This is a genomic window from Parvimonas sp. M20 (assembly GCF_035282425.1).
GTDB lineage: Bacteria > Bacillota > Clostridia > Tissierellales > Peptoniphilaceae > Parvimonas.
Genome location: NZ_JAYKBQ010000011.1, coordinates 1 through 12,291, shown reverse-complemented (window position 1 = coordinate 12,291; position 12,291 = coordinate 1). Strand labels below are relative to the sequence as shown.

General features: G+C 29.4%; 11 protein-coding genes. 2 read left to right on the top strand and 9 right to left on the bottom strand.

Annotated features, from left to right (window positions below; genetic code table 11):
• The 9 genes from VJI93_RS05730 to VJI93_RS05690 form a co-directional block, all read right to left on the bottom strand.
• Window positions 1-681, bottom strand: a complete 681-nt coding sequence (locus tag VJI93_RS05730) for a response regulator transcription factor (RefSeq protein ID WP_323999852.1) — start codon at window positions 679-681, stop codon at window positions 1-3.
• 69 nt (window positions 682-750) lie between these two features.
• Window positions 751-1,200, bottom strand: coding sequence for a GNAT family N-acetyltransferase (locus VJI93_RS05725; protein WP_323999851.1), 450 nt, complete (start codon window positions 1,198-1,200; stop codon window positions 751-753).
• Between the two features lie 28 nt (window positions 1,201-1,228).
• Complete coding sequence (locus VJI93_RS05720; RefSeq protein WP_323999850.1) at window positions 1,229-2,467, bottom strand: HIRAN domain-containing protein; 1,239 nt, start codon at window positions 2,465-2,467, stop codon at window positions 1,229-1,231.
• Window positions 2,468-2,567: 100 nt separating this feature from the next.
• A complete protein-coding gene (pta, locus tag VJI93_RS05715; RefSeq protein ID WP_323999849.1) occupies window positions 2,568-3,539 on the bottom strand; it encodes a phosphate acetyltransferase in 972 nt (323 codons plus the stop codon).
• 9 nt (window positions 3,540-3,548) lie between these two features.
• Window positions 3,549-4,427 (bottom strand): diacylglycerol/lipid kinase family protein, encoded by an 879-nt coding sequence (locus VJI93_RS05710; protein WP_323999848.1) that lies wholly within the window; start codon window positions 4,425-4,427, stop codon window positions 3,549-3,551.
• Window positions 4,427-4,915, bottom strand: coding sequence for a DUF4446 family protein (locus VJI93_RS05705; RefSeq protein WP_323999847.1), 489 nt, complete (start codon window positions 4,913-4,915; stop codon window positions 4,427-4,429). Before VJI93_RS05705 ends, VJI93_RS05710 begins: the two co-directional genes overlap by 1 nt.
• A gap of 8 nt (window positions 4,916-4,923) precedes the next feature.
• Window positions 4,924-6,072 carry an aminotransferase class V-fold PLP-dependent enzyme gene (locus VJI93_RS05700; protein WP_323999846.1) on the bottom strand — a complete coding sequence of 383 codons (1,149 nt, stop codon included), beginning with the start codon at window positions 6,070-6,072 and terminating at the stop codon, window positions 4,924-4,926.
• 4 nt (window positions 6,073-6,076) lie between these two features.
• On the bottom strand, window positions 6,077-6,907 hold the full coding sequence (locus VJI93_RS05695) for a ParB/RepB/Spo0J family partition protein (protein ID WP_323999845.1): 831 nt from the start codon (window positions 6,905-6,907) through the stop codon (window positions 6,077-6,079).
• Window positions 6,907-7,701 (bottom strand): ParA family protein, encoded by a 795-nt coding sequence (locus VJI93_RS05690; RefSeq protein WP_323999844.1) that lies wholly within the window; start codon window positions 7,699-7,701, stop codon window positions 6,907-6,909. The genes VJI93_RS05695 and VJI93_RS05690 overlap by 1 nt, the downstream gene beginning before the upstream one ends.
• A 363-nt stretch (window positions 7,702-8,064) precedes the next feature.
• Between VJI93_RS05690 and VJI93_RS05685 the strand changes: the two genes are divergently transcribed.
• Window positions 8,065-9,267 carry a C40 family peptidase gene (locus VJI93_RS05685; protein ID WP_323999843.1) on the top strand — a complete coding sequence of 401 codons (1,203 nt, stop codon included), beginning with the start codon at window positions 8,065-8,067 and terminating at the stop codon, window positions 9,265-9,267.
• 424 nt (window positions 9,268-9,691) lie between these two features.
• A partial coding sequence (locus VJI93_RS05680; RefSeq protein WP_323999842.1) for a SpaA isopeptide-forming pilin-related protein occupies window positions 9,692-12,291 on the top strand: 2,600 nt, incomplete at its 3' end.

The following is a 12,291-nucleotide window of genomic DNA, read 5'->3' as shown; positions in this document are numbered from 1 at the left end:
TTACTCCATTTTAGAATTTAGATAATATCCGCTTCCCTTTTTGGTTTGGATAAAATCATTTAAACTAATATCTGCAAATTTTTTTCTAAGTCTTGTTATATTGACCGCCAAAGTGTTGTCGTCAATATAATCATCTCCATGCCAACATTTTTCCATAATTGACTCCCTTGAAGCAACTCCTCCTTTGGCTTTAAAAAGAGTTTCCAAAATCATTGTTTCCGTATTTGTAAGGGAAATTTCGTTGTCATTATATTTAATGATATTTTTATCCATATATAAAAATACATTTGCAAAACTTAAAAATTCAAAGTCCTTTGTAAAATCATAGCTTCTTCTTAAGATTGCTTTGATTTTTGCCAAAGTTACATTGAAATCTATCGGCTTAGTTATATAGTCGTCAGCTCCGAATTGAATACCCATTACAATATCGATATTTTCACTCTTTGAAGAAATGAAAATAATTGGAACATTTGAATGTTTACGAATTTCCTCACACCAAAAATAACCATTATTATATGGCAACATAATATCCATTAAAACCAAATGTGGTTGGTATTCCACAAATTCTTCGACTATTTGATTGAAATTTGAAATCCCCTTTACTTCATAATTCCAAAGCAAAAGTTCCTTTTTCAGCATTTCAAATATATTTTCATCATCTTCGACAATTAAAATTTTCAAAAATATCACTCCTTTGAGTATTTTATCTTAAAATTCTTTTAAATAAGTATAGCATAATTATTATTTTAGTTAAAGTAAAACAAATTTATAGATACATTTATGTGTTTCATTGTCGTTTATTCTCATATCATTATCTTCGGGCAATTCAAAGATGCCTAAAAACTCTCCATTTAGGTATTCACATATCTTATTTGAAGCGTGGTTATCGGGATTTGTAGTGATATACAAATATTCCATGTCATGCTTTTTTGCTAGTTCAAAAAGGAGTTTACAGGCTTTTGCTGAATAGTGATGACCTCTGTATTCTTCGTAAATTGTATATCCTATATTTCCACCATAATATAGACCTTCGCTATATCCAATTCTCAAATCACATTTCCCCATTTTATTTCCTTTTAAGTCGCATATATAAAAGCTATAGGCGGGAACCCAGTTAATAGCTAAATTTCCTGAATAAAATTTATCTAAAACTAATTTTATTTCATCATTTTGTAAAAAAGAAGTATCCAAGCATTCCATAAACTCACCTCCAAATCGATTTATAGATTTAGATTTTATAATCTACATTAATATAATTATCATCATCATCTTTATATCTCTTTCTCATCTCTATTCCACATCTACCATTTTCATTATTAACAAGATATAAATTGGTATAGAATTTATTAGCATCATTATTGTATTTTGCATAAAAATATATTTTCATTTTATCTAATGGGCAAAATTTTCTGATATATTTAGTTTGTTCTTTTGGAATATAACCCAATTGTCCTATTTCATTATGCATTACTTTTATAGCGTTTTTATCATAAGGATTATCTGGGTCTGATTCTAAGTATATTGTACCTATTTCATTTATCCTAAAAAATAGACTTCCATAAGTATCTTCAACATACTTTTCAAATTTTTCTTGTCTACCTTCATAGGTATTACCTACTATATAAGTTTCAAAACTACCACTAACAGTAATGTAATCTTCATAAGATAAATTTTTTTTATTACTATAAATATTACCTTTAAATGTATGATAATTTATATCACAACTCCAGTTATAGTCCTCATATTCTTCATCTTCGTCATCATCTTCGTCATCATCAAATTCTAAATATTCTTTCTTTTGTTGTTCATAATCTTCTATTGTATCTTTATAGTTTTTTATATCATTTTCATTTTCTTTTATAGAAGTTTTAATTTCTTCAATTTCAAATTGTAAATTTTCAATTTCATCATTATAAAGTTCTATATCCAATTTACAAGATTCTATCATATCATTATTATATTCAATATCAAATTCCTTTTCTTCAATGTCATTTTTTAATTCTTCTATTAATTTAACATTATTATTTTTTTCTGCTTCTTTTAAATTTTCTTTAACTTCTTCAAGTTCATCTATATTTAACTCTATATCATCTGTATATTCTTGTATTTCTTCTTTGGATTCTTTAATTTTATCTTTTATTTCTTTGATTTCATCATTTTTCTTTTCTATATTCTCTTTCAAATTTTCAATATTATCATCCAAAGTACTAATTCTCTTTTCATAATAGTTTACAATGTTACAAGCTTTTTGGTACGGTGAGATAGTTACTTCAGAATAAGATCTATAATTATTATTTTCAGATTTTATTATTGAACTTGATTTCTTTTGAACTTGTTTATCCATTTCCATTTCTTTTTCTTTTTCTATATCTTTATTTGATTCTTGTGATAATTCATCTCTTTTCCAAGTATTTATAGATATAATTATTATAAATATAATTGCAGCAGTAAAAATAAAAGGTATCATTGTTTCTTTCCTCCCTAAAAATATATTTCTATGAGATAATTATATCATAATTTTCCCACAAAAAAACAAAACCATGTCGGTTTTGTTTTTCAAAAATATATTAAATACTTTGTGCAGCGGTAATTACTGCAAGTTTGTAAACATCTTCTTCATTACAACCTCTTGAAAGGTCTGAAATAGGTTTATTAAGTCCTTGTAGGATTGGCCCTATTGCTTCAAAACCTCCAAGTCTTTGTGCAATTTTGTATCCTATATTTCCCGATTGTAAATCCGGGAAGATAAATACATTTGTATGTCCTGCAACCTTCGAACCTTTTGCCTTTTGTTCCCCTACTGATGGAACTATTGCAGCGTCAAATTGTAATTCTCCGTCCAATGCTAAATCAGGTGCCAATTCTTTCGCCATTTGTGTAGCATCTGCAACTTTTTGAGAAAGTTCGTGTTTTGCAGAGCCTTTTGTTGAGAAGCTAAGCATTGCCACTTTTGGATCTATGCCAAATAATTCAGCAGTTTTTGCAGTTTCAACGGCAATTTCAGCTAATTCCTTTGCTTCTAAAGTGATATTGATAGCAATGTCTGCGAATACATATCTTTCACCATTTTTTCCAAGCATAACCATTGCTCCGCTTGTTCTTGAAACATTTGGTTTAGTCTTTACAATTTGTAGAGCAGGTCTTACTGTATCTCCTGTTGAATGAATAGCTCCACTAACCATTCCGTCAGCTTTTCCAACTTGTACCATCATTGTTCCATAGTAATTTACATCTTTTAAAAATGTTTCAGCTTCTTCTTTTGTGTTTTTGTCTTTTCTACGTTCAACAAATTTTTCAACTAATTCATCAAAATCTTCTGCTTTTAAAGGATCAATGATTTCAATATCATCGACACAAACATTTAATTCTTTTGCAGTTTTTTTGATTTCTTCAACATTTCCTAAAATTATTGGAGTTACTAAACCGTCTTTTTTTAATCTAACACAAGCACCCAAAACTCTCTTATCTTCTCCTTCAGGAAATACAATTCTTTTATTTGTTCCCTTAATCTTTGCTGTTAATTCTTCAAAAATATTCATAATTACCCCCTACATTATTAATTCTACTTTTTTATCATTTACTATAAATTCAACATCATCAACTCCGGACATATATTCTCCGTCAAAGTTAATCTCGACATTCTTTGAAATAACTTTGATTTTCTTTGCTTTGAAGCAAGAAGTTATATCCTCATTTACATGAGTTGCATTTACAATTGTCTTTATCTTTTTAATTATATCAAATTTTGATTTATATCTAATAGCACAGATATCCAGAAGTCCATCTTGCATATCGGCATATGGCAAAATATTAATTTTTCCACCATATTTACTTCCAATACCTATGGCTATTAGAAAATAGTCATCCTCATATTCAACATCGTCAATAATTAATTTATATCTCTTTCTCTTGTGATGAAATAGAGCTAAAGCTATCGCTATTTTATAAGCAAAACCACTTTTAATGATTTTTTTTACTTTTACGGCATATTCATTAACTTCTGCATCAAAACCTACAGATGCGATATTGAAAAATGACTTGTCTAAAAATGAGCCATAATCAACAAGTATTGTACTTCCCCTTATAATTCTCTCCATACAAATTACAAAATTACAGGATTCATTTAGGCTGTTCATATAGTCATTTCCAGTACCCGCAGGAATTACACCAAGTTTTAAATTGTTTTTTATAGCCACATCGCCAACTTCGTTGATAGTTCCATCTCCACCAACTGCGATTAATTCATTAAAACCATCTTTAACTGCATTTTCAGCAATTAAAATGGATTCACCTTCTTTTGTTGAACATTTAATTTCATACTCAAAATCTAAGTTCTTATTTTTTAGATAATTTTCTATACCTTCTTTAAAGTCAAATTTTTTAAAACCTGATGCATTCGGATTTAAAATAAACATCAATTTTCTCATTATTTTTCTAATGCCATCCTTAATGCCTCAAATTCTTCTTTTGACAATTCTTGCTTTACAGAGCCTGATTTTACTTCTTTTGCATAAGTTATACAGCTTTCTCTACCATAAATAGTAGTTAGTAATAAACCATCATTAAAACCATCTAATAATGCTATTGAATAAGACAGTTTATTTTTTAAATCGTGGAAAGCATCATATTTTACGAAACCAATTTTTTGAATAGGCATGGCAAAATTATTCTTTGCTTTTTCCACTTCATAAGCAAGTTCTTGCACTTTCTTATCCATTTCAGAAATATCATTAGATTGAGCTTGAATTAATTCTCCCATATTCAAATCACCTCTACCCCTCAAAAGCATATCATATTTTCTCTTTTGAAAGCTAAGTTTTTTATTTATTTGACTGAATTGATAAGATATAAAAATTAAGCCAAATAACACTATAATTAAAAATATTCCTGAATGTGAATTTAAAAATTCTATCATTGAAGTCACTACTTTTTAATCCTTTCTATTATTATTTTTAAAGCATTTACACATTCTTCAACTTCTTTTATTGTATTAAAATATCCGAAGCTAAATCTTATCGCTCCAAGTTCATCAGTACCTAAGCTCTTATGAGCAAGAGGTGCACAATGAAAACCAGGTCTTGTATAAATGTCAAATTCATCACTTAATATATAGGAAACTTCCGAGCTATCCATATCCTTTACATTTAAACTTACAACAGCACCTTGTCTATCATCTAAAGTTCCATATAGTATAATATCATCATTATCCTTTAGTAAATCTATAAAATGATTTTTCAAACTAATTTCATGATTTCTTATATTATCAATACCTACTTCATTCATAAAGTCAATTCCTTTCCCTAAAGCAATTATTCCAACACCGTTTGGAGTTCCACTCTCTAAACTGTCCGGATATAAATCGGGTTGGTCGATGCTATGAGAATAACTTCCTGTTCCACCTTGCCTTAAAGGTTTTACTTTAATTCCTTCCTTTATATATAGAGCACCTGTTCCCATTGGTCCAAAAAGAGCCTTATGACCTGGAAATGCAAGCAAGTCAATATTCATATCTTGAACATCAATATCCAAAACACCTATGGATTGAGCTGCATCTACAAGATAAAGAATATTATTTTCCTTACAAAATTCTCCAATACTCTTTATATCTACAATAGTTCCAAATACATTGGACATATGAGTAGTTACTATCATCTTAGTTTCAGGGGTTACTGCATCAAAAATCTTTTGTGGATTTACATAACCTTGTTTATCTGCATATACAATGGACAAATCAATTATTTCATCTTTTCTTAGTTGATTAAGTGGTCTTAGAACGGAATTATGCTCCATTGATGTTGTTATTACATGATTTCCTTTTTCTAGAACTCCCTTTATTGCTATATTTAAACTATCTGTAGCATTAAAAGTGAAAATTACATTAAGAGGTTCTGTTCCATTAATTAGTTTACAGATCTTTTCTCTCGTCTCATAAATTTCTAAATCCATTTTCATAGCAAGTTTATGGCCACTACGTCCGGGGTTTCCAGCATAACCTAAAGAACATTCCATTATCTTGTCAGTTACTATTTTAGGCTTAGGAAAAGTGGTAGCAGCATTATCTACATAAATCATATTATTACTCCAAATTATATATATTCATTAAACTATCTATTATTCGTTGTAAATCTGCTTCGTTTAAATAGCTTATTTCTATTTGACCACCTTTTTTCTTTGAATGGATTTTAACTTTTGCATCCAAAACTTCTGTTAATCTTTCACAAATATCTTTTATAAAAATATCATCATTCTTATTTTTACTTTGTTTAGCTTTTTTCTCAACATCTCTTATATTTACTTCTTTAACAAGCAGTTTATCAAGGTATTTTTTTCTTTCTTCTTCAGTTTCTAAGGAAAGTAGTGTTCTTCCTTGACTTGGACTTAATTCTCCACGAATCAAATATTCCTTAATATAATCAGATAGATTAAGAAGCCTTAGATTATTTGCAATATAAGATCTGCTCTTTCCAATTATATCTGAAAGCTCCTGTTGTGTAAGCTTATATTCTTCCATCAGAGTTTTTAAAGAAATAGCTTCTTCAATTGGATTTAAGTCCTCTCTTTGAATATTTTCTACCAAAGCAAGTTCTCTTGCTTTTCTATCTGTAACATTCTTTACTACTACAGGTACTTTTTCTAATCCTGCTAATTTAGATGCTCTAAATCTACGCTCACCAGCAATTATTTCGTATTTATCATCAACTTTTCTAACTACAATCGGCTGAATAACTCCGTCTGTCTTTATGGAATTAGCTAATTCTTCCAAACTTGCATCGTCAAAGTTTTTTCTAGGCTGATCCTCCCTAGCAATTAACTTATCTAAGTCGACGGTTAATAAATTTTCATCAGTAATAAAGTCTTCTTCTCTTAAAAGAGAACCAAGACCTCTACCAAGACCTTTCTTTTTCATTATTTTCTCCTATTCTTAATCAATTCTTTAGCTAAAGATAAATAAGCAATAGCTCCTTTAGAATTTTTATCATAATATATTATACTCTCTCCAAAACTTGGTGCCTCAGCTAAACGAATATTTCGTGGAATAACTGTATCAAAAAGTTTGTCCTTAAAATAATTTTCTGTTTCAATTTTTACGTCTTCAGATAAATTATTTCTGGAATCATACATTGTAAGTAGAACACCTTCAACTTCAAGATCTGGATTTAATCCTTTTCTTATTAGATTAACAGTATTCATTAGCTGACTCACACCCTCAAGAGCATAATATTCACATTGTATTGGAATTAGTACACTTTGTGAAGAAACTAATGCATTGATACTAAGAACTCCCAATGAAGGGGGGCAGTCAATTAGAATAAAATCGTAATTAGCTGGTATCTTCCCTATTTCACTTTGTAACAAGTATTCTTTTTTATCCACACTTAAAAGTTCGATTTCAAGACCGCAAAGGTCTGAATTAGCGGGGATTATATCAACATTTTTTGATTTTGTCTTTTGAATTGTATCATTTATATCTTTTTCATGGGTTAAAACATCATAAATAGTTATATCGGTATCTTCAACCCCAAGACCAGAAGTAGAATTTCCTTGTGGATCTATATCTATAACCAAAACTTTCTTTCTATTAAAACCCAAAGCTGACGCTAAATTTACAACTGTAGTTGTTTTTCCAACGCCACCCTTTTGATTAAACACTGAGATTACTCTCATTTCTCTTTTCTTTCTAAAAACGTCAAAAATTTTCATATTTATTTCCTTATTATTTGTGTTTTTTCTTTTTTACCATAATTCCTTTCTAATATGTATCTTAATACAACTATATTGTTTTATTACTATTTTTATCATCAAGTATAAAACTACTATTATTATATCATAATTTTAGATATAATATTTAAAATTATAAAAAAAATTATAAAAATGTTTCACGTGAAACAAAGAATTAAATAAAAAACAGTAAAAATGTTTCACGTGAAACATATCATGCGAAACATAAATGAACCTAAAAACATTTTTGTAACTTATTTGTAACCTTTTGTAATTTTTTTGTAACTTTTTGTTGACTTTTTTCAATACTTGTTGTAAAATGTCCTTGTGAGTTAGGAGGTAATTATGAAAATTAAGAAAGTTTTAACAACTTCTATGTTGTGTGCATTGGTTTGTACTGCATTACCAGTATCAAAATCTTTTGCAGATGAAACAGACAAGACAGAAGTTAAAATTGAAAGGACAAGTATTGAAGAAGTAAATAAATCATTAATCAGTAGTTCAGATAAGATATTTGAAGTTCCTTCCGCTTTAGAATTAGCAAAATTAGAACAAGATAATAATATATACTCTTTAGTTAGTGAAGAAGATACTAAAATGCCTGAGTTAGAAGAAAATTCATATTATGTAAAAGAATCTACTGAAATGAAACCAGTTTTAAGCGAAAACGAAGAAGAAACTATTAAAGTAGAAAAAGGTTCTGTCGTTAAAGTTGAAATGAGTGGTGATAAGAAGGCTATTGTTTCTGTGAATGATAAAGTTGGAACTATTGATGTTGAACTTTTAACAAAGGAAACAGTTGAACCTGAAAAAAATGAAACTGAAATAAAAGCTGCTGAAGAAAAGAAAGCAGAAGAAAATAAAGCTGAAACTCTAAAGAAGGCTCCTGTTAAAAAGGTTAGTCTTTACGCAACAGAAAATTTGAATGTTAGATCAGATCAATCATCTAGTTCATCTAAACTTGGCGTGTTATCAAAAGGAGAAAAAGTAAATGGTATAGATAAGGGTGAATGGGTTGAATTCAACTTCAATGGAAAGACTGGTTATGTTATGAAATCATATCTTTCTGAAAAGAAACCTGAAGTTCAACAACCGAGAGAAGAAAAATCTAAGAAACAAAACAATTCAAGTTCTTCTAATAATTCATCTAGACAAGAAAGCCAATCAAGTAATGCTGATGTGGATACAGTTGTTAATCTAGCTTTAGCTCAAGTAGGTAAACCGTATGTTTGGGGAAGTGCTAATCCTAATGTAGGTTTTGACTGTTCAGGACTAGTATATTATGCTTACAAACAAGTAGGAATTACTTTAAGTAGATCATCATATAGCCAAATTAATTATGGTACTAGAGTTAAATCTTCTGAATTAAGAAAAGGAGATTTAGTATTCTTTAATAATGGTGGTGGCAGAATTAGTCACGTAGGTATTTACATTGGAAACAACAAGTTTGTTCATGCATCAACTCCAGGAACTGGTGTTATTGTTAGTAAACTGTTTGGAAGTTATTTCGGAAATACTTTCGTTGGAGCTACTAGACTTATTAAATAATTTATAAAATTAAGGACGGTTTTTGAAACCGTCTTTTTTGTTGCTTGCTTAAGCATAATTTTTCTGAAAAAACGAATAAAAACTGAATAGTTATGTTAGTGAAGGCAAAAGGTTGAACTAAAAGAAAATTCCTATTTGTGATAAAATACATTAAAGATTTTCAATAATAATATAAGAACAAGGTATCGTTGTAAATATCGTATATTTAGCAGAACTAATTGGATATTAAAATGCAAGATAACATGTTATTAAACGACAATACATACATCATAAAACTTTTTTAGATAAGATGTATAGACATTGTTTTAGAATTTTGATATAATAAAATTGTGTGAGCAAACATATATTGAACAATATAATAAAAATCAAATTATTTTTTTAGGTGTATTTAGATATAATAATTTGATTTAGAAGGGGGATATTTATGAAAAAAAGATCGAAAGGTTTTATAGTATGTTTTTTGATTTTATCAATGGTATTTCAAACGATTGGTTCAGCTTTTATTCATGCACAAGGTGAAGTAAAGCCGAATGTTACAGTTACGGAGTTTTCTATTGTTGATCAAAAATCTGAGTATTATGGCTATGAGAAAGTTAAACTTAAATTGAAATGGGATGCGTCTCATTACAATAATACTCTTAAAGAAGGGGATTATTTTGAGGTTACTTTACCTGAAAATATGGTTTTTCCTACAACGAGCGAGGCAACTAATTTTGATTTGCGTGATGATGCAGGGAATGTTGTTGCCAAAGCAGTGGTTACACCAGGAGCAGGTGGTGGCGGTAAGATTAAAGCTACATTTACAAGTTATGTTAAGGATAAATATAATGTTAAAGGGACAATGCATCTGGAAGCAAATTTTTCTCAAGAGAAGCTTAAATTTGGACAAGTAAATACTTTTAAAGTTGTAGTTGGAAATACAGCAAAAGAACTAAAAGCAAATATTAAAAAAGTTATTGGAAAACCTACAGAACAATTTGCAAAATGGGCTGAAGAAATTCCTGGTAATAGTAATCAAGTTAAATGGTCTTTAAGAATTAACTTCAGTGCAGGAAAATTAACTAATCTTAAAATTGAAGATAAACTTTCAGGTAATGAAACAATTGTAGAAGGTTCTTTGAAATTATATTCAATATCTTTGAACAATTTGGGTCAAAATAAAGGTAAAATAGAGATACCTGGTGCTAATTTTAAGTTATCTGCAGATAAGAAGAGTTTTACTGTTGACTTGAGCAATGTAAAACCACATATTCCAGAAAGTTTTGATGCAAATGGTAATGTTACAAGCTGGAAGGAAAGTGATAAACCTGTTGGAGATTTAACAGGAGCTCAATTATTTATTACTTATAAAACAACTTATACTCCTGGAACTAAAGTTACTAATAATGCTAAAGGAACTTCACCTAGTTGGGATTCTCCAAAAGATTTAACTTTCCAATACCAATCAGCTTCTTCAGGAGGAACTGGAGAAGGAAATAAGGGGAAAGTTAAGATTGTAAAAGTGGATGCAGTTAATCCTAATATTAAACTTCCTCAAGCGAAATTTGAAATTAGAGTTAAAGATACAAATGAATTAGTTGAAACAATGATTACAGGAGCAAATGGAGAGGCTATTTCCACAAAAACATTGGATCCAACTAAGAAATATATATTAAAAGAAATTAGTACACCACCAGGATATGAAGTTGAATCAACAAGTCAAAACTTGGAATTTACACCGAATGCAAATAAGTTAACAGGTATAGATATTAAAAATAAACGTATTTTAACAAGTGTTTCTGGTGAAAAGACTTGGGTAAATGATGAGGGATATAATGTTCGTCCTGAACAAGTAACTATTCAATTAGTTGCTGATGGAGTTGATGTACAAGGAAAGACTTTAACAGTAAAACCAGATCAAAATGGACAATGGAAGTATGAATTTAAGGATTTACCTAAATACAGAACAGATAAACGAGATGAAAATGGGAAGGATATTCCTATAGTTTATACTGTAAGAGAAGTAAATGTACCTGAAGGATATACTTCTGAAGTTACAGGTATGGATGTAAAGAACACATATAAACCTAAGGAATTTGATTTTAAATTTAGAAAAACTGATATTAATGGAACAGAATTACCAGGAGCAACTATTAAATTAAGCTCAGATGATGGTAGAAATCTAATTAAAGAAAATGGAGTTAAAGTGCCATCAGTAGAATGGGTTTCAGATGGGAATGCTAAACAATTAACTCTTGAGCCTGGTAGTTATACACTTAAAGAAGAAAATGCACCAGAAGGATACACTTTCGCTACAACAATTAAGTTTACAGTAAAGCCTGATGGAACAGTAGAAGGAACTAATGTAAAAGTAGAAGGTTCTACAACTATTGTAACAATGGTAGATGATTACAAATATCATCCAGTAAAAGTAAGTAAAGTAGATTTAGGTGGAAAAGAATTAGCTGGAGCAAAGATAACAGTTAAGTCAGCAGATGGAACAAACTTAATTAGTGAAAATGGTAAGAGTGTAAATTCAGTTTCTTGGGAATCAACAGATACAGCTAAGGAATTAAAATTAAGAGCAGGAAAATATGTATTCCATGAAGAAGCAGCACCTGAAGGATATTTAACAGTAACAGATATAGAGTTTGAAGTTGACAAAGACGGAAATGTAAAAGTAACAAAAGTAGCAGAAGATGATATAGTAAAATCAGAAGGTGGAAAAGTTACAATTACGGACCGTAAGAAACCAACAGTAAAGACAAAGGCAACAGTAAATGACAAGAAAGAAGACGAACCAACTGACAAGGTAGTATTAACAGATGTAGTTAAGTATAATAACTTAATAGTAGGAAAGAAATATACAGCTAAGTTAGTATGGATGGATAAAGAAACAGGAAAGCCATTCATGGTTGACGGGAAAGAAGTAACAGTAGAAAAAGAATTCGTAGCAGAACAAGAAAATGGAGAAGTAGAATTAAGTACAACTGTGGATGCTAAACATTTTGAAAAAGATACAACATTAGTAGCTTTTGAAGAAGT